Below are 18,333 nucleotides of genomic sequence, written 5' to 3' on the forward strand. Positions count from 1 at the left end.
GAAGATACGAAACGAAAACGGAGCGTCAGAGGTAGCCATGAAGAAAGCTCATCGCAGACATGCCACGGACGTGATGTGACGCCTTCGACCCAATCCTCGATCCTGTCGATGCTGCACGGACGTGCCAGCCTGCGCCCGGACGATGTCGCTTTCACCTTCACCGACTACGTCGACGGTGCAGGCGTCGCGGGAGTTTCCCAGAGTCTCACCTGGTCTCAACTGTCCCGCCAAACCGTGAACGTGGCCCGCGAACTCAGCCTTCACGGGTCAGCCGGTGACAGGACGGTGATCTTGGCCCCGCAGGGTCTCGACTACATTCTGGCGTTCCTGGGGTCGATGCAGGCTGGGCTGATCGCCGTTCCGCTCGCGCTCCCGCATCGGGGGGCCAGCCATGAGCATGTGGGTGCGGTCCTCGCCGATACCTCGCCCTCGATGGTTCTGACCACCTCAGCGGTCGCGGGCGATGTCGGCGATCTGGTCGGGCGAGCCGTCACTGGCCTCGCCCCGAAGCTCGTCGAAATCGATGCGCTGGATCTGGACGTGGATGCCGGACGAAGCATCGAGACGGCCGACCTGCCGGGCATCGCATATCTGCAGTACAGCTCCGGGTCCACCCGTAGGCCGACCGGGGTCATCGTCTCGCATCGCAACCTGCAGGTGAACTTCGAGCAACTGATGCGCAGCTATTTCGCGGAATCCGGAATCAAGGTCCCCACAGATTTCACGATGGTGTCCTGGCTGCCCTTCTACCACGACATGGGTCTGGTCCTGGGCGTCTGCGCTCCGATCCTGGGCGGCTTTCGTGCCGATTTGACCAGTCCGGTGGCGTTTCTGGAGAAACCGGCCAGGTGGATGCGATCGCTGGCCGGAAGTCCTCACACGTGGTCGTCGGCGCCGAACTTCGCGTTCGAGCTGGCTGCCCGCAAAACCACCGACAGCGACCTGGCAGGGCTCGACCTTGGTGGGGTGCTCGGCATCATCAGCGGCGCAGAACGCGTCGAGTCGGCGACCCTGCGGCGTTTCGTCGATCGGTTCGCGCACTTCAATCTGCGGGACCACGTGATGCGTCCGTCCTATGGTCTGGCAGAGGCGACGGTCTTCGTGGCGTCAGGCACCTGGAGTGAAACATCGTCGACGGCGCGCTTCGACACTGCAGAGCTGGGCGCGGGCCGCGTTCGGCGGAGCGCGGTGGGAGCCGGAACAGCGCTGGTCGGATACAAGGTGCCGCAGTCACCCGTGGTGCGGATCGTCGACGTCGACACCAACCGCGAATGCCCGCCGGATGTCGTCGGCGAGATCTGGGTCCACGGCGAGAACGTCGCTGAGGGCTACTGGGGCAAACCTCCACAGGAACAGCGGTGCTTCGGCGCCACACTTGTCGCCCCTTCGCCCGGCACTCCCGAGGAGCCGTGGCTGCGAACCGGCGACCTCGGCTTCCTCTCCGAGGGAGAGCTGTACATCGTCGGCCGCATCAAAGATCTGCTGATCATTCGCGGCCGCAATCACTACCCCGAGGACATCGAGGCCACGGTCCAACAGATCACGAGGGGCCGGGTCGCGGCGATATCGGTTCCGGTGAACAGTACCGAGAAGCTCGTCACCGTGATCGAAATCAGGAAGCGAACCGACATCAACGATGATCCGATGCGCTGGCTCAGCGAGGTCAAGTCCGATGTCACCTCCGCGATCTCCAACGTGCACGGCTTGAACGTCGAGGATCTCGTCCTGGTACCTCCCGGGTCGATACCGACAACGACGAGCGGCAAGGTCCGGCGCTCGGCCTGTGCCGAGCACTACCGGCACGACCAGTTCACCCGGTTGGACGCCTGAGACCCTCGCGGTGCAGTCGGCGAGTCGGTGGGCGTCGTGACCGGGGCTGCGCAGTCGCAGCTGACACCGGCGCCGGCCGGTCCGGCAGAGTAAGGTTTGGTCCGATAACCACGCGCGGCCGGGCAGCGGGAGTGGGTGCGAGAAGGTCATGAGGCGGCTACTCGCATTCGGCACCGCCCTGACAACCATCGGCGCGGCGAGCTGTCTCGGTCTGGGAGTCGCGGCGGCCGACGAAACCCCGGTCGCACCGCCGACCCCCGCGACCCCGGCTGACGGCCCGGCGCCGCTGGGCACCCCGGGCAGGGCGTACGGACTCGGCGGTGCTCGCGTGCTGGGGGTTGCCTACGACGAATACATACTGCAGACGGGTGTGAACTGGTTCCCCGGACTGGACCGGCAGATCGTCGACTACCCCGCCGGTCAGGTGCAGGGCCACACGTTTGAGCGGCTGTTCCCGGGCATCGGCCAGCTCGATACCCTCTACCCCGGCCTGGGCCTGGATGGTCCCAGCGTCGGCGAGTCGGTCGAGGTCGGAGAGACCAACCTCGTCGCTGCGATCCGGGAGGGTGGCCCGGGCACCGCGATGGGCCTGTCCGAAGGCGCGTTGGTGCTCAACGCCGTGCAGGAGCGGCTCGCGTACGATCCGGCGGCTCCGCCGCCGGATCAGCTGAGCTTCGCAACGTACGGTGATCCGTTGGCGCGGCACCCCTTCGGCGCGAGCTTCCTGACCCAGAACTTCCCCGTCGGCAGCGTGGTGCCATCGCTGGACTACCGCATGCCACCGCCGGTGGAGAGCCAGTACGACACCTACCAGTTCATCTCCCCGTACGACAGCATCGCCGACTGGCCGGACCGGCCGGACCACTGGATGTCCGTCGCCAATGCGATCGTGGGTCTGTTCACCGGTCACACCGCGGTCGCGTTCACCGAACCGAGCAATGTGCCGCCGCAGAACATCCGAACTACTGTCAACTCCAGGGGCGCGAGGACAACGACGTATCTGGTTCCCGAGGAGCACCTCCCGTTGGTCCTGCCCTTCAAGTACCTCGGCGTGCCGAAAGAGACGCTGATGGAACTCGACGCGGTGCTCAAGCCGATGGTGGATGCGGGTTACTCCCGCAACGACGATCCGCTGACCGCACCGATCACCGTCGACCCGGTGAACGGCTATGACCCCGCAGAGGTCACCGTACCCGCCGACGCCTCTGACTTCGGCTTTGCCGCCGAGCCGGTGGGGCAGCTGCTGGCCGGTCTCGAGTACGTGTTGAACGGTCAGCTGCGACCCTGACGGGCGGCCCCATTCCGGCAAACCACAGCCGACTGCCGTAGAGCTGTTGACGGGTCATCCGACAGGTCCCATACCGCGTCCGAGACCTGTGGTCCTGTACACCGGCCGCCCCACCGTGCTCGGCGTGGCTGCGCCGTCTGTGCTGCGCGAATGCGCCAGCGCGCAACCCAACCGGCGGGCGACGACGTGACATCCGCGACATCCGGTATCCGCTGTTCGGGAGCGCGGAACCGCGCCTCGGAAGCTTCCTCGCCGGTCGTCCCGAACCGGCGGAGTAAGGTCTGGGTGAGAGAGGCGCGTAGTCGAGCAAAGGGATGGGTATCACAGGCAGATGAATCGACTTCTCCCCTTGGGCACTGCGCTCATAACGGTCGGCGGCGCAGCGTGTTTCGGTTTCGGAGTTGCTGTGGCCGAGGAAGGTCAGGTGGCGCCGGCCGGGCCGTCGTCGTCCGACGGTCCGCCGCCGCTGGGTACCCCGGGCCGGGCCTACGCCCTCGGCGGCGCCCACGTGTTGGGCATCCCGTACGACGAATACATCATGCGCACCGGCGCGGACTGGTTCCCCGGGCTGGACCGGCAGATCGTCGACTACCCCGCCGGGCAGGTGCAGGGACACACGCTGGAGCGACTGTTTCCCGGCATCGGCGCATTCGGGGACAGCTTCGTGCCCGGCCTCGGGCTCGACGGTCCGAGCGTCGGCGAGTCGGTCGACGTCGGATCCCCCGACACCATCAGCGCCATCAGGGAGGGCGGTCCCGGCACCGCGATCGGCCTGTCCGAGGGCGCGATGGTGCTCAACGACGTGCAGGCGCGGCTCGCCTACGATCCGGCGGCGCCGCCGCCGGATGAGTTGAGCTTCGCGATGTACGGCGACCCAGTGGCCCGGCACGCGTTCGGTGAGAGCTTCCTGACCCAGAACTTCCCCGTCGGCAGCGTGGTGCCCTCGCTGGACTACCGGATCCCGCCGCCGGTGGAGAGCCAGTACGACACCCACCAGTTCATCTCGGCCTACGACAGCATCGCCGACTGGCCGGACCGGCCGGACAACTGGATCTCGGTCGCGAACGCGATCGTCGGCCTGGCGACCGGTCACACCGCGGTCGCGTTCACCGAGCCGAGCATGGTTCCGCCGCAGAACATCCGGACGACGGTCAACTCCAGGGGAGCGAAGACGACGACGTACATGATCCCCGAGGAGCACCTTCCGCTGGTCCTGCCTTTCAAGTACCTCGGGGTGCCCAAAGAGACGCTCATCGAGCTCGACGCGGTACTCAAGCCGTTCGTGGACGCGGGTTACTCCCGCCATGACGACCCGCTGACCGCCCCGATCACGGTGGACCCGGTCAACGGCTACGACCCCGCAGAGGTGACCGCCCCGGCCACTCAGGCCGCTTTCGGCGGTGACGCCGATCCGGTCTCCCAGCTGCTGTCCGGCCTCCAGTACGTGCTGAACAATCCGCCACAGCCCTGACGGCGTCTACAGTCCGGCGAACCCGATCCCGAGCAGGACGCAGCCGACCACGGCCAGCAGCACCGCCACCCCGCGTCGGCCCTGGGACCGCACCCGGTCATACAGCGCGGCCAGCGTCGACCGGGTGCGCTGTGGAGCCACCAGGTAGGACAGCAACGGGATCTCCACCAGTGCGAACGCCACCACGTTGAACAGCATCAGCGCACCGAACTGGGTGGCCGCCGCGGTGCCCGACGCGACGATGAGTGCCAGCGCCGCGAGGTAGTCCACCGACGGCAACGCGATGCCCAGGCCCGCGGCGCCGGCTGTCCACAGCGAGCGGCCGTCGAGCAGCTGCCTGGCGCGCACCGCGACCGGCGCGAAGCGGCCCATCGCCGGACTGCCCTGGCCGCCGCGCCGACGCCCCACCACTCCGGTGGCCAGCAGCGCTGCATTGACCAGCAGCACGGCTCCGACCACGATCTGCACCCTGGGCAGGGTGAAATGCGCGGAGTCCATCGCCGGCCGCAGCACGAACAGCACGACCACCCCGACCGCGGTGCCCATGGCGAAACCGCCGGCGAGGAAGGCGAGCAGCTGCAGCCCGGGACGTGGGCGGTTGATCATCAGGACCGTCATCCCGATCCGGAACGGTTCCAGGCTGACCGCGACGGCCATCACCAGAAGCGGAACCCACATGATGGCGTCACGTTACCGTCCGCAGCCGACGTTGACTGCGGCGTGTGATGATGGAGGCGATGACCGGTTCACAGACCAATTCGGGAACCAACCTCAGCCCGTCGTCCCTGCGGGAGGCGTTCGGGCATTTCCCGTCCGGCGTCATCGCGATCGCCGCCGAGGTCGACGGCGTCCGAGTGGGCTTGGCGGCCAGCACCTTCGTGCCGGTCTCCCTGGATCCGCCGCTGGTGTCGTTCTGCGTGCAGAACACCTCGACGACGTGGCCCCGCCTGCAGGAGGTGCCCTACCTGGGCATCAGCGTGCTCGGGGAGTCGCACGACGCGGCCGCGCGTGCCTTGGCCGCCAAGACCGGCGACCGGTTCGCGGGCCTGGAAACGGCATCCACTGAACGCGGCGCGGTGTTCGTGCACGGCACCAGCGTGTGGTTGGAAAGCGCCATCGAACAGTTGATCCCCGCCGGCGACCACACCATCGTGATTCTGCGGGTCAACGACATCACCGTGCATCCGGACGTGCCGCCGATCGTGTTCCATCGCAGCACGTTCCGCAGGCTCGGCGCCGGAGGCGCATCGGGCACCGCCGGAGGCGCATCGGACACCGCCTGAGGCGCGTCGGACACCGCCTGAGGCGCGTCGGACACCGCCCGGCTAGGGCCGGGCCCCGAGTTCCTCGCGGTAGTGCGTGACGCGTTGATCCAGTTCGGCGGCGTCTGCGCTGCGGCCCTCCCTGCGGGCCAGCTCGGCGCGGGTGCTCAGCTCGCGGATCGCGGTGCGAATGTCGTTGATGCTTTGGGGCTCTCGGATCGACATATGAGCTGCCTTTCTCCAGTGATTGGCTGCTTCCTGGAGCCTACCCCCGCACCGCGGGTCTATATGCGTGCATGACCGTCTGTCTTCGGCACCGCGGTCAGATCGTCCACCGGGCGGCGGGTGCGTCCCTGCCGGTCGACGATCGAGAACCCCTCCCTGGCCCAGTACTCGAAGCCGCCGATGAGTTCCCGGACCCGCTGGTAGCCCATCTCGCTCAGCGTGAGTGCGGCCCGGGTGGCGCCGTTGCATCCGGGACCCCAGCAGTAGACGACGAGGTCGGCACCACGGTCAGGCAGCTCGGTGCCGGCGCGCTGCGCCAGCTCGGCACCGGGGATGTGCAGGGCGCCCGGGAGGTGGCCGCGGTCCCACGCCGCCGCGGACCGGGTGTCCACCACGATCGGCGCTCGGCCCGCCGCGCGAGCCGCGGCGAGGTCGGCGGAGTCGATCTCATGGGCGAGCTTGGCGGTGAAGAACGCGCGAGCCGACAGCCTGAGGTCGGCAGTGGTATCGGTCATGAGGACATCGAACAACGGCGAAGCGACCGGGAGAACGGGCGTCGTCCGGGATTTCGGTGCGGTCGCCGTGATATCGACGGAATGTCGGGCCGAAGGCCGGTGGATCGACGCTCGAGGCTAGGGGCGCATCTCGTAGGCGCCGTCGTAACCGCGCACCTGCTCCCAGACCCGGCCGAAGCGGTCGGGGTCGGCGACCGGCTTGCGGACGGCCGACAGCGCCCACGCCTGTTGTGAGGGCGTGGAACTCGGCTTCCCGTGCAGTGCGATGGCGTAGGCCGAGAGGTCGCGGACCGCGACGTCGAAGATCTGGTCCAACAGGTCACGATCGAGCCCGGTCAACTCGGCCTGCTCCAGGATCAGCTGGCCGTAGACCACCAGCGTGAACAGGTGCCCGACCACGAGGACGAAGTCCAGGTCGGCTTGTTGATCGGCGTCGGGTGCCGCAGCGGTCAGCAGCGCCTTGAACGCGTTGGCCTGTTCGTAGAACCGGGCGACGTTGGGGACATCGGAGTGCCTCTCGTAGACCGGGGTCCAGTCCGCGAACTGCACCTTCGACGCACCACGGGCCGGGCCCTGCGACCAGAAGAACACGTCGTCGGCCCGATCGTGGCGGGTGCCGATCTCCGGGTAGTCGGCCGGGTTGAACATGTAGTTCGGCATGAACTTCAGGATCTGCGCCACGTTGACGTGCACCGTGCCCTCCAGGCGTGGCAGCGCCCCGATCAGGCGGGCCGCCTCACTGAAGTAGGTGTTTTTCTCGAAACCCTTGGCGGCCAGCACATCCCACAGCAGCGTGATGACCTTCTCGCCTTCGGAGGTGACCTTGGACTTGGTCACCGGGTTGAACAGCAGGTACCGGCGGTCCTCGAGGCCGGCACTGCGGAAGTAGTCGATCGCCCGGTCGCTGAACAGCTTCATCGCGATCAGCCGGGTGTAGGCGTCGACGAAGCTCGCGCGCACGTGCGGGAAGTCGGTCACCGGGTTGCCGTACAGGATGCGGTTGTTGGCGTGGGTGATTGCTTCGTAGAACGCGTGCTCACACATCCCGATCGAGCCGCTGCACAGGTTGAACTTTCCGACGTTGACGGTGTTCAGAGCCGCCGAGAAAGCCTCGGGCCCGGTGCACAGGATGTCCTCCTCGTACACCGGGTAGTCGTTGAGCCGGAAGTTGCTGACGAACATCTGACCATGGACGACGTTGTCGATCAGCTCGTAGTTCTCGTGGCCGCTGTCTGCGACGAACCAGATGTAGCCGTCGGCGCCGTCGACGTCGGTGCGGCGTCCGAACACCGACACCATCCCGGCGACGTTGCCGTTGCCGATGTAGTACTTCTCGCCGGACGCCCGGAACACCACTCCCTCGGTGTCGTGGGAGCGCTCATCGGCCGGCGCCAGCAGCAGGTCGGTGTTGTAGATGTCGGCGCCGTGTTCGCGTTCGGACAACCCGAACGCCATCACACCACCGGCTTCGAGCTGCGCGGCCGCCTTCTCCTTGGCCTTGACGTTGTCGCTTTGCCAGATCGGTCCGAGCCCGAGGATCGTGACCTGTTCGGAGTACCAGTACGACAACCCGTAGAACCCGAGGATCTCGCTCAGCACCGCGTTGCGCGAGGTGTCCCAGCGCTTGTCGGCATCACCGTCGGCGAACTCCGACGGGGTCAGGAAGGTGGCGAAGAGCCGCTCGCGTTTGACGAAGTCCAGGAAGTCGCTGACCCAGGTCGCTTCCAGGTCGTCACGGAGCAGCCTGACCTTCCCGCGGTCCTCGAACCAGTCGATGAGGGCGCGCAGCTGACGCCGGGACTGCGGATCGAGGTGCGCCGGGTCGAAGGTGTTCGGGTTGAGCAGCAGTCCGCTGGAGGTCGGCATGCGTCGAACCTAGCGCCTGTGCCCAGAGCCGAACCGCCGTATCCGTGGGATCATCGGCGACATGCCAGGTGTTCAACAGATTGCGCTGGACCGTACCGACGAGGCCATCCTTCAGGCGCTGCAGACCGACGGCCGGATGAGCACTGCGGACCTGGCGCGCGCCGTGTCGCTGTCGGCGAGCGCGACGGCCGATCGGGTCCGGCGGCTCGTCGACGCCGGGGTGATCACCGGCTATGTGGCCACGGTCGCGGCCCCCGCGCTGGGCTACCCGATCACGGCGTTCGTCCGGCTCGCGTACCCGTCGGGCAACTACAAGCCGCTGCACGACCTGCTGGACGTCACCCCGGAGGTCATCGAGGCCCACCACGTGACGGGCAACGACTGCTTCATCATGAAGGTGCTCGCGCGCTCGATGTCCGACCTGGAGCGGATCACCGGAAGGATCGCGACGCTGGGGACGATCACCACCAGCGTGGTCTACTCGAGCCCGCTCACCGGGCGTCGGCTCTCCCCGGCCTGACGGCGATGGTCAGGCATGCACGTTGCGCATGCCCACCGCGCCTCGAAGCCCTGAGCAGTTCACACAGCCCACGCAGCCGATGCAGTCCGCACAGCCGATGCAGCCCACACATGCCCGGCACTTCGCACAGTCGATGCAACCCAGGCACGCCAGGCATCCACGGCAGGCGAGGCACAGCACGGCGAGGATGCAGCCGGCAATGGCGGCGCTGCCCGCGGTGGCGATCGACCCGGCGACAGCGGCGCTTCCCGAGGTTGCGATCGAACGCACGACGACCGCACTGCCCGCGGTGGCCACCGACCCTGCGACCCCGGCGCTGCCTGCGGTGGCGATCGACCCGGCGACGACCGCGCTGCCGCGGGTGACGACCGACCCGGCGACGACGGCACTGTCCGACGTCGCTATCGACCCCGCGACGGCATAGCTGTTCTCGGTCTCTGCCGAGCGGACGACCGCCGCCGAGTCCGCCACCGGGCTACTTGCGTCGGAAGATCTTGTCGCCCAGCCAGACCACCGGGTCGTACTTGCGATCGGCCGCGCGTTCCTTCATCGGGATCAGGGCGTTGTCGGTGATCTTGATGTGCTCGGGGCACACCTCAGTGCAGCACTTGGTGATGTTGCAGTAGCCCAGGCCGTTGTCTTCCTGGGCCTGCTCGGCGCGACGCTCCTTGGTGTCCAGCGGATGCATGTCCAGCTCCGCCTGACGCATCAGGTAGCGGGGGCCGGAGAACGCTTCCTTGTTCTCCTCGTGGTCACGCACCACATGGCAGACGTTCTGGCACAGGAAGCACTCGATGCACTTGCGGAACTCCTGGCTGCGATTCACGTCCTCCTGCTGCATCCGGTACTCACCGGGCTGCAGATCCTTCGGCGGCGTGAACGACGGGATCTCCCTGGCCTTCTCGTAGTTGAACGACACGTCGGTGACCAGATCGCGCATCACCGGGAAGGTCCGCAGCGGCGTCACCGTCACCGTCTCGTCCTCGCCGAAGGTGGACATCCGCGTCATGCACAGCAGCCGGGGCCGGCCGTTGATCTCGGCCGAGCAGGACCCGCACTTGCCCGCCTTGCAGTTCCAGCGCACCGCGAGATCGGGTGTCTGGGTGGCCTGCAGGCGGTGGATGATGTCGAGCACCACCTCACCCTCGTTGACCTCGACGGTGAAGTCCTGCAGCCCGCCACCGCTGACGTCGCCGCGCCAGACCCGCAAGCTTGCGTTGTAGGCAGCCATGGTCAGCCCTTCCGTTCCGGGTGCGCGGCGATCTGATCGTCGGTGTAGTACTTCTCGAGTTCGGACAGTTCGAAACACCCCAGCAGATCTTCCCGCATCGGGGGCTGTTCTTCGGCGGTCACGGTGACTCCGGGAACCAGGGCGTCCCCGGTGGCGGCCTCGCTGGTGCGACACACCAGCAGCTTGTTGCGCCACGTGTTGTCCATCTGCGGGTAGTCGTCGCGGGTGTGCCCGCCACGGCTCTCGGTGCGCTGCAGCGCAGACTTGGCCACGCACTCGCTGACCAGCAGCATGTTGCGCATGTCGAGCGCCAGGTGCCAGCCCGGGTTGAACACCCGGCCGCCTTCGACCGTCACCCTGTGCACCCGCTTCTTGAGCTCCACGAGCTTGGCGAGTGCCTCTTTGATCTCGTCTTCCTTGCGGATGATGCCGACGAGGTCGTTCATCGACTGCTGCAGCTCGGCGTGCAAGGTGTACGGGTTCTCCGGGTCCTCGGTCGAGTCGAACGGCAGCAGGGCCATCTTCGTCGCCTCGTCGAGAGCCTCTTCGGAAACCTTGGGCCGTTCTTCCTGCAGGGCTCGCACGTAGTCGGACGCCCCGAGCCCGGCTCGCCGGCCGAACACCAGCAGGTCCGACAGCGAGTTGCCGCCGAGCCGGTTGGAGCCGTGCATGCCGCCGGCGCACTCGCCGGCCGCGAACAGACCCGGCGTGGCCGCCGCGCCGGTGTCCGGGTCGACCTCGATGCCGCCCATCACGTAGTGACAGGTCGGGCCGACCTCCATCTCGTCCTTGGTGATGTCCACCTCGGCCAGCTCGATGAACTGGTGGTACATCGAGGGCAGCCGCCTGCGGATCTCCTCGGTCGGCATCCTGGAGGCGATGTCGAGGTAGACGCCACCGTGGGGCGAGCCGCGGCCTTCCTTGACCTCGGTGTTGATGGCGCGAGCCACCTCGTCCCGGGGAAGCAGGTCAGGGGTGCGGCGCGCGGAGTCGTTGTCCTTGAGCCACTGGTCGGCTTCTTCCTCGGTCTCGGCGTACTGGCCCTTGAACACGTCGGGGATGTAGTCGAACATGAAGCGCTTGCCCTCGGAGTTCTTCAGCACCCCGCCGTCGCCGCGCACGCCCTCGGTGACGAGGATGCCCTTCACCGACAGCGGCCAGACCATCCCGGTCGGGTGGAACTGGATGAACTCCATGTTGATCAGACCGGAGCCCGCCCGCAGTGCCAGGGCGTGACCGTCGCCGGTGTACTCCCACGAGTTCGACGAGACCTTGAACGACTTGCCGATGCCACCGGTGGCCAGCACCACGGCGGGTGCCTCGAAGAGCACGAACTTGCCGGTCTCGCGGTAGTAGCCGAACGCCCCGGCGATCTTGTCGCCGTCTTTGAGCAGATCGGTCACCGCGCACTCGTGGAAGACCCGGATCCGGGCCTCGTAGTCACCGAGTTCGGCCTTGTCCTCCTGCTGCAGCGAGACGATCTTCTGCTGCAGGGTGCGGATGATCTCCAGGCCGGTGCGGTCGCCGACGTGGGCGAGGCGTGGGTAGGTGTGGCCGCCGAAGTTGCGCTGGCTGATCTTGCCGTCCTTGGTGCGGTCGAACAGCGCACCGTAGGTCTCGAGCTCCCAGACGCGGTCGGGGGCTTCCTGCGCGTGCAGTTCGGCCATCCGCCAGTTGTTGAGGAACTTGCCGCCACGCATGGTGTCACCGAAGTGCACCTGCCAGGAGTCCTTGGTGTTGACGTTGCGCATGGCTGCGGCGCAACCGCCCTCCGCCATCACCGTGTGGGCCTTGCCGAACAACGACTTGGTCACCACCGCCACGCGCAGGCCCCGCTCGCGGGCTTCGATCACCGCACGCAGACCCGCACCACCGGCACCGATCACGACGACGTCGTAGTCGTGCCGTTCCAGGTCACTCATCCGTGTAAACCTCACTCAGTCTCTTCATCAATGTCTCTGAATCCACGGTCAGCCAATGAATCTCAGGTCGGAGAACCATCCCGCGGACACCGCCATGACGTAGAAGTCGGTCAGCATCAGCGTGCCCAGCGTGATCCAGGCGTACTGCTTGTGCCGGACGTTGAGCCTGCTGATCTGGGACCACATCCAGTAGCGGACGGGGTGCTTGGAGAAGTGCTTGAGCCTGCCACCGACGACGTGCCTGCAGGAGTGGCAGGAGATGGTGTAGGCCCACAGCAGGACGACGTTGGTGACCAGGACCACGTTGCCCAGGCCGAAGCCGAAACCGGACGGCGAGTGGAACGCGCGGATCGCGTCGTAGGTATTGATCAGCGAGATGATCACGGCGAGGTAGAAGAAGTACCGGTGAGCGTTCTGGATGACCAGCGGGAAGCGGGTCTCTCCGGTGTACTTCGCGTGTGGTTCGGCGACGGCGCAGGCCGTCGGGGCCTGCCAGACGGTCCGGTAGTAGGCGCCTCGGTAGTAGTAGCAGGTCAGCCGGAACAGCAGCAGGAAGGGCAGCGACATCGCCGCGTAGGGCAACCACCAGACGTCGGGCAGGTACTGGCCGAAGTGACTGGCCTCGGGGATGCACCCGGTGCTGACACAAGGTGAGTAGAACGGCGTCAGGTAGTGGTACTCGGCGACGTAGTAGTGGTCCTGCATGAACGCCCGCACCGTCGCGTAGATGATGAACGCGGCGAACCCCAGATCGGTGATGATGGGGGACTTGAGCCAGTTGTCGGTGCGCAGTGTGCGTTTGGAGATCTGCGCGCGTCCAGCCGAAAAAACGCCGGTCGCTTTGCGGTCGGCGGTAGGTGCGCTCACGGTTGCCTTTCTATGCTGTTATGCCACCGGCCGCGGTCCGTGATTCACGGCACGCGGCGCTCATCGCGTCCCGCCGAGACCTTCGTCGTCGACGCCGCGCCAGAATTCCGTGTCGTACTGGGTATCCGGAATCGGGATGCGCTCGCCTACATGTTGGTGTCCACTGACGCCACGGGCAAGTTCGAGTTCTTCGGCGTCGATGTCGAGTCGGTCGATGTCATTGAGGATGCGTTCGGCGTCGTTCACGATGCGACGGGTTGCTGGGCTGTTCCCGTATCGCGATGCGAGCGACGTCACGCACCGCCTGAGGCTTCCTATCAGGTCATGCAGTTCGGCGAGTTCGGTGGTGCTGGACAAGTGACCTCCTTGGGCTGAAGGGTGTCAAGGATCACGTTATGCGATCGATGCTAGTCACAACGCCAATGTGATGGTGAGACAGATCACGTTCAGAAGCGGAGGAAATCCATGCCCGATGAGGAGTTGAAGGGTCGCGCGACGGCGCTGCTCGAGCTGCACCAGCCCGGAAATCCGGTGATCCTGCCGACGGTGTGGGACGCCTGGTCTGCGCGGCTGGCCGTGGACGCGGGCTTCGCTGCGCTCACGGTGGGCAGCCACCCGGTCGCCGACTCCGTCGGCAAACCCGACAACGAGGGGATGACGTTCGACGACGTCCTCACCCGGGTCGGGCAGATCACCGCGGCGGTGGATGTGCCGATCTCGGTGGACATCGAGTCGGGTTACGCCGAGACCCCGGCCCGCCTCATCGAAGGCCTGCTGTCGGTCGGTGCGGTCGGGCTCAACATCGAGGACACCGTGCACAGCGAATCCGGCCGGCTGCGTTCTGCCGACGAGCATGCCGAGCTGGTCTGGGGGTTGCGCGCGGCGGCCGATGCGTCCGGGGTGCGCGTCGTGGTCAACGCGCGCACCGACCTGTTCCTGCGCCAGGACGGCGACGAGTCCGACCGGGTCGACCGGGCCATCGCGCGGCTGCGCCAGGCTGCCGACGCCGGGGCCGACGTGCTGTACCCGGTGGGCCGGCATCAGCCGGAGATATTGCAACGCCTGACATCCGAGCTGCCGCTGCCGGTGAACGCGATCGGCGTGCCGGATCAGGACGACCCGGCCTCGTTCGGGCCGCTGGGCGTCGCGCGGGTCAGCTTCGGACCGTTTTTCCAGGCCGCGTTGGCCGCCCGCGGCAAGGAGATCCTCGCCCGCTGGGCGTGAGGGTGCCGGGCGTGCAGAACCGGTGGGCCCCAGAGGGACCCACCGGTTCTTTCGTCGATGGCCTTACTTGCTGTCGATGGCGATCCGCTGCGGTTCGGCGCCCTTGTGGGCGCCGGCCACCCGCACCGTCAGCACGCCTGCGTCGTAGCCGGCCGAGACGGCTTCGCCGGTGACGTGTGCGGGCAGGCCGAACGAGCGGTGGAACGAGCCGTACCGCACCTCGGTGAGCTTGCGGACCTCGCCACCGTCTTCGGTGCGCTCCTCGGTGCGCTCGTCGCGGCGTTCACCGCGGATGACCAGTCGGCTCTTGTCCACCTCGACGGTGACGTCCTTGTCGACGTCCACGCCCGGCAGGTCCACCCGGATCACCGCGTCGTCACCGTCGCGGGCGACTTCGACCGCCGGGTTGATCGCCGACCCGGCGGCAGTCGCCCAGTCGTTGGCGGTCGCGGGGCCGAAGAAGTCGCGCACCCAGCGGTCGGTGTTCCAGGCCGGCCGGGTCCACAGGGTCACATTGCTCATGGTTCATCTCCTGTTGCTGTCGACCGGCTCCGTGCCGGTTCGTCCACACATAGAGAACTTGAGTCGACTACGCTCATGTTCCGTCAGGCTGTTCGCTGTGAGCGAACAGGCTCACAACGGGGCGCCGACGCGAGTGAGGACACCGTGATGGGCGCTTCACATGAGGCGACACGGAGGCAATATCGGGTCCATAACCTGTGCGGCATGGCGCCAACATCGCACGTCGTGGTCGTGGGTCACGGCATGGTCGGTCACCGGTTCGTCGAGGCTCTGCGTTCCCGCGACACCGCCGGACAGTGGCGGGTGACCGTGCTCGCGGAGGAACTCGACGCCGCCTATGACCGCGTCGGCCTCACCGGCTACACCGACCACTGGGACCGGGCGCTGCTGGCTCTGCCCGGCAACGACTATCTCGGCGACGCGCTCGTCGACGTCCGGCTCGGCAGCCGGGTCATGGAGGTCGACCCGGCGATCAAGTCGGTGAGGACGGCCGACGGCGCGTGGATCGACTACGACGCACTGGTGTTGGCGACGGGGTCGTATGCGTTCGTGCCGCCCGTTCCGGGTCGCGACCTGCCCGCGTGCCACGTCTATCGCACCCTCGACGACCTCGACGCGATCCGTGCCGACGCGCAGCGTGCCCGCGACGCGGGCCCGGACGCGGTGGGTGTGGTGATCGGCGGCGGCTTGCTGGGGCTGGAGGCCGCCAACGCGCTGCGCACCTTCGGCCTGCGGCCACACGTCGTCGAGATGGCGCCGCGCCTGATGGCCCAGCAGCTCGACGAAGCTGGTGGCGCCCTACTGGGCAGGATGGTCACCGAGTTGGGCATCAACGTGCACACAGGCGTCGGCACCGAGTCGATCAAGCCGGCGCAACGTAATAGACCGCTGCGGCGGTCCGCGCACGACGATTCGATGCGGGTGACGCTCAGCGACGGCACCTTCGTCGACGCCGGCCTGGTGGTCTTCGCGGCGGGCGTGCGCCCACGCGACGAGCTGGCGCGCGACGCCGGTCTGCGGATCGCCGAGCGCGGCGGCGTGCTCACCGACCTGTCTTGTGCCACTAGCAATCCCAACATCTTCGCGATCGGTGAGGTGGCCGCCATCGAAGGCCGGTGCTACGGACTCGTCGGGCCGGGATACACCAGCGCGGAAGTCGTGGCCGACCGGCTGCTGGGCGGGGTGGCCGAATTCCCGGAAGCCGACATGTCGACCAAGCTCAAGCTGCTCGGTGTCGACGTCGCGAGCTTCGGCGACGCGATGGGCGTCACGCCCGACTGCCTGGAGGTGGCGGTCAACGACGCGATCAACCAGACCTACGCCAAGCTGGTGCTCTCCGACGACGCCAAGACCCTGCTCGGCGGCATCCTGGTCGGCGACGCCTCGTCGTACGGGATCCTGCGACCGATGGTCGGCGAGCCCCTGCCGGGGGATCCGCTGGCGCTGATCGCCCCCGCCGGAACCGACGGCGGTGCCGGCGGTTCGCTGGGCGTCGGGTCGCTGCCGGCCGGAGCACAGATCTGCTCGTGCAACAACGTCACCAAGGGAGACATCACCGACGCCATCGGCTCGGGCTGCTGCGACGTCGCCGAGCTGAAGAAGTGCACGCTGGCCGGCACGTCGTGCGGCTCGTGTGTGCCGCTGCTCAAACAGCTCCTGGAAGCCGAAGGCGTCGAACAGTCCAAGGCGCTGTGTGAACACTTCGGCCAGTCGCGCGCCGAACTGTTCGAGATCGTCACCGCCACCGGCATCCGGACGTTCACCGGGTTGATCGAGCGGTTCGGCACCGGAAGGGGTTGCGACATCTGCAAACCCGTGGTGGCGTCGATTCTCGCGTCGACCAGCTCCGAGCACATCCTCGACGGTGAGCAGGCGTCGCTGCAGGACTCCAACGATCATTTCCTGGCCAACATCCAGCGCAACGGCAGCTATTCGATCGTGCCCCGGGTGCCCGGCGGTGACATCACCCCCGAGCACCTGATCCTGATCGGCGAGATCGCCCGGGACTTCGGCCTGTACACCAAGATCACCGGCGGGCAGCGCATCGACATGTTCGGTGCCCGGGTCGACCAGCTGCCCGACATCTGGCGTCGTCTGGTCGACGGCGGAATGGAGTCCGGCCACGCCTACGGCAAGGCGCTGCGGACCGTGAAGAGCTGCGTGGGCAGCGACTGGTGCCGCTACGGCCAACAGGATTCGGTGCAGATGGCGATCAACCTGGAGTTGCGCTACCGCGGCCTGCGTGCCCCGCACAAGATCAAGATGGGCGTGTCCGGCTGTGCCCGCGAATGCGCGGAGGCCCGAGGTAAGGACGTCGGAGTCATCGCCACCGAAAACGGGTGGAACCTCTATGTCGGTGGCAACGGCGGAGCGACGCCGCGGCACGCCGAACTGTTGGCCGGTGACCTCGACGACGACACCCTGGTGCGCTACGTCGACCGGTTCCTGATGTTCTACATCCGCACCGCCGACCGGCTTCAACGCACCGCGCCCTGGGTGGAGCAGGTGGGGCTGGACCATCTGCGCGAGGTGGTGTGTGAGGACTCGCTGGGCCTGGCCGCCGAGTTCGAGGCCGCGATCACCCGGCACGTCGAGAACTACGCGTGCGAATGGAAGGGCGTGCTCGAGGATCCCGACAAGCTGTCGCGGTTCGTGTCGTTCGTCAACGCCCCGGATATCCCCGATCCCACGGTCGAGTTCACCGAACGCTCCGGGCGCAAGGTGCCGATCGGCATGCCGAAGGTGGGAGGCAGCCCGCGATGACGCTGCTCGACGACATCCAGGTGTGGACCACGGCGTGTGCCTACGAGTTCCTGCAGCCGTGCCGCGGGGTCGGAGTGCTGCTGCCCGGTGGTGCGCAGGCAGCGCTGTTCCGGCTCGAGGACGGCACGCTGCACGCGGTCGGCAACATCGACCCGTTCTCCGGCGCGGCGGTGATGTCGCGGGGCATCGTCGGCGACCGGGGCGGCCGCGCCACCGTGCAGTCCCCGCTGAAGAAGCAGGCCTTCGCGCTCGACGACGGCAGCTGTCTCGACGATCCGGACGTCTCGCTGCCGGTCTACGCGACACGGATCACCACAGACGGCGACGTCCAAGTCGGCTCCTGACTCGCCGCGAAATATCATTCCGGGCTGTGCTGAGGGCCTCGACCACGACCCGGAATGATATTTCGTCGTGACCAAAGTAGGGACTTTCGGCCCACGATTTCGCCGGCCACGCGCCATACCGTCGTAGCCATGACCTACGTGATCGGCAGTGCGTGCGTCGACGTCGTCGACAAGTCCTGCATGCTGGAGTGCCCGGCGGACTGCATCTACGAGGGCGACCGGGCGATGTACATCAACCCCAACGAGTGCGTGGACTGCGGCGCGTGCCGCATCGCGTGCCGGATGGACGCCATCTACTACGAGACGGACCTGCCCGACGAGGAAGCGCTGTTCCTCGAGGACAACGCCGCGTTCTTCACGCTGACGCTGCCCGGCCGCGACGCACCTCTCGGGGACCCGGGCGGCGCGCTGAAGCTGGGGCGCGTCGGCGCCGACACCCCGCTGGTGGCCGGCCTGCCGCCGTCAACCAAGCCACACCCCTAG

General features: G+C 67.2%; 19 protein-coding genes. 9 read left to right on the top strand and 10 right to left on the bottom strand.

Annotation, left to right across the window (positions count from 1 at the left end; translation table 11 throughout):
- Window positions 1-75 precede the first annotated feature (75 nt).
- The 3 genes from G6N53_RS06525 to pe (G6N53_RS06535) all read left to right on the top strand — a co-directional run bounded on the left by G6N53_RS06525 (window position 76) and on the right by pe (G6N53_RS06535) (window position 4,589).
- On the top strand, window positions 76-1,830 hold the full coding sequence (locus G6N53_RS06525) for an AMP-binding protein (RefSeq protein ID WP_163887740.1): 1,755 nt from the start codon (window positions 76-78) through the stop codon (window positions 1,828-1,830).
- 148 nt (window positions 1,831-1,978) lie between these two features.
- Window positions 1,979-3,118: an acyltransferase PE gene (gene pe, locus G6N53_RS06530; protein ID WP_163887741.1), complete on the top strand. Its 1,140-nt coding sequence runs from the start codon at window positions 1,979-1,981 to the stop codon at window positions 3,116-3,118.
- Between the two features lie 331 nt (window positions 3,119-3,449).
- Window positions 3,450-4,589 carry an acyltransferase PE gene (pe, locus tag G6N53_RS06535; RefSeq protein WP_163887742.1) on the top strand — a complete coding sequence of 380 codons (1,140 nt, stop codon included), beginning with the start codon at window positions 3,450-3,452 and terminating at the stop codon, window positions 4,587-4,589.
- Window positions 4,590-4,595: 6 nt separating this feature from the next.
- Here pe (G6N53_RS06535) and G6N53_RS06540 read toward each other — a convergent pair whose 3' ends face one another.
- Window positions 4,596-5,267: a GAP family protein gene (locus tag G6N53_RS06540; RefSeq protein ID WP_163887743.1), complete on the bottom strand. Its 672-nt coding sequence runs from the start codon at window positions 5,265-5,267 to the stop codon at window positions 4,596-4,598.
- Between the two features lie 50 nt (window positions 5,268-5,317).
- On the opposite strand from G6N53_RS06540, the gene G6N53_RS06545 reads away from it, so the two are divergent.
- Window positions 5,318-5,872, top strand: coding sequence for a flavin reductase family protein (locus G6N53_RS06545; RefSeq protein ID WP_371870878.1), 555 nt, complete (start codon window positions 5,318-5,320; stop codon window positions 5,870-5,872).
- A 42-nt stretch (window positions 5,873-5,914) separates the two neighbouring features.
- On the opposite strand, the gene G6N53_RS29835 is transcribed toward G6N53_RS06545, so the two are convergent.
- From G6N53_RS29835 to G6N53_RS06555, 3 genes are all read right to left on the bottom strand, one after another.
- A complete protein-coding gene (locus G6N53_RS29835) occupies window positions 5,915-6,076 on the bottom strand; it encodes a hypothetical protein (RefSeq protein ID WP_200845907.1) in 162 nt (53 codons plus the stop codon).
- Between the two features lie 59 nt (window positions 6,077-6,135).
- Window positions 6,136-6,591: a rhodanese-like domain-containing protein gene (locus tag G6N53_RS06550; protein WP_163887745.1), complete on the bottom strand. Its 456-nt coding sequence runs from the start codon at window positions 6,589-6,591 to the stop codon at window positions 6,136-6,138.
- Window positions 6,592-6,708: 117 nt separating this feature from the next.
- Window positions 6,709-8,457 (bottom strand): acyl-CoA dehydrogenase family protein, encoded by a 1,749-nt coding sequence (locus tag G6N53_RS06555; RefSeq protein ID WP_163887746.1) that lies wholly within the window; start codon window positions 8,455-8,457, stop codon window positions 6,709-6,711.
- A 61-nt stretch (window positions 8,458-8,518) separates the two neighbouring features.
- Here G6N53_RS06555 and G6N53_RS06560 point away from each other — a divergent pair, with 61 nt between their 5' ends.
- Complete coding sequence (locus G6N53_RS06560) at window positions 8,519-8,977, top strand: Lrp/AsnC family transcriptional regulator (RefSeq protein WP_163887747.1); 459 nt, start codon at window positions 8,519-8,521, stop codon at window positions 8,975-8,977.
- A gap of 9 nt (window positions 8,978-8,986) precedes the next feature.
- Here G6N53_RS06560 and G6N53_RS30120 read toward each other — a convergent pair whose 3' ends face one another.
- The 5 genes from G6N53_RS30120 to G6N53_RS06585 form a co-directional block, all read right to left on the bottom strand.
- The gene (locus tag G6N53_RS30120; protein WP_237166708.1) at window positions 8,987-9,382 is read right to left on the bottom strand and encodes a hypothetical protein; all 396 of its coding nucleotides are present in this window, start codon (window positions 9,380-9,382) and stop codon (window positions 8,987-8,989) included.
- Between the two features lie 70 nt (window positions 9,383-9,452).
- Window positions 9,453-10,208 carry a succinate dehydrogenase/fumarate reductase iron-sulfur subunit gene (locus G6N53_RS06570; RefSeq protein WP_163887749.1) on the bottom strand — a complete coding sequence of 252 codons (756 nt, stop codon included), beginning with the start codon at window positions 10,206-10,208 and terminating at the stop codon, window positions 9,453-9,455.
- Window positions 10,209-10,210: 2 nt separating this feature from the next.
- Entirely contained in the window at window positions 10,211-12,130 is a 1,920-nt protein-coding gene (locus G6N53_RS06575) for a fumarate reductase/succinate dehydrogenase flavoprotein subunit (RefSeq protein WP_163887750.1), read from the bottom strand.
- 48 nt (window positions 12,131-12,178) lie between these two features.
- On the bottom strand, window positions 12,179-12,997 hold the full coding sequence (sdhC, locus tag G6N53_RS06580; RefSeq protein ID WP_163887751.1) for a succinate dehydrogenase subunit SdhC: 819 nt from the start codon (window positions 12,995-12,997) through the stop codon (window positions 12,179-12,181).
- A 60-nt stretch (window positions 12,998-13,057) separates the two neighbouring features.
- A complete protein-coding gene (locus G6N53_RS06585; protein ID WP_163887752.1) occupies window positions 13,058-13,354 on the bottom strand; it encodes an Rv0250c family protein in 297 nt (98 codons plus the stop codon).
- Window positions 13,355-13,462: 108 nt separating this feature from the next.
- On the opposite strand from G6N53_RS06585, the gene G6N53_RS06590 reads away from it, so the two are divergent.
- Entirely contained in the window at window positions 13,463-14,221 is a 759-nt protein-coding gene (locus tag G6N53_RS06590) for an isocitrate lyase/PEP mutase family protein (RefSeq protein ID WP_163887753.1), read from the top strand.
- A gap of 63 nt (window positions 14,222-14,284) precedes the next feature.
- Here G6N53_RS06590 and G6N53_RS06595 read toward each other — a convergent pair whose 3' ends face one another.
- The gene (locus tag G6N53_RS06595; RefSeq protein WP_163887754.1) at window positions 14,285-14,743 is read right to left on the bottom strand and encodes an Hsp20/alpha crystallin family protein; all 459 of its coding nucleotides are present in this window, start codon (window positions 14,741-14,743) and stop codon (window positions 14,285-14,287) included.
- A gap of 204 nt (window positions 14,744-14,947) precedes the next feature.
- Here G6N53_RS06595 and nirB point away from each other — a divergent pair, with 204 nt between their 5' ends.
- The 3 genes from nirB (at window position 14,948) to fdxA (ending at window position 18,333) form a co-directional block, all read left to right on the top strand.
- On the top strand, window positions 14,948-17,506 hold the full coding sequence (gene nirB, locus G6N53_RS06600; protein WP_163887755.1) for a nitrite reductase large subunit NirB: 2,559 nt from the start codon (window positions 14,948-14,950) through the stop codon (window positions 17,504-17,506).
- Window positions 17,503-17,850, top strand: coding sequence for a nitrite reductase small subunit NirD (gene nirD, locus G6N53_RS06605; protein ID WP_163887756.1), 348 nt, complete (start codon window positions 17,503-17,505; stop codon window positions 17,848-17,850). The genes nirB and nirD overlap by 4 nt, the downstream gene beginning before the upstream one ends.
- A 129-nt stretch (window positions 17,851-17,979) precedes the next feature.
- The gene (gene fdxA, locus G6N53_RS06610; RefSeq protein ID WP_163887757.1) at window positions 17,980-18,333 is read left to right on the top strand and encodes a ferredoxin; all 354 of its coding nucleotides are present in this window, start codon (window positions 17,980-17,982) and stop codon (window positions 18,331-18,333) included.

Origin of the sequence: Mycolicibacterium hippocampi, from assembly GCF_010723735.1 — a bacterium.
Taxonomy (GTDB): Bacteria; Actinomycetota; Actinomycetes; order Mycobacteriales; family Mycobacteriaceae; genus Mycobacterium; species Mycobacterium hippocampi.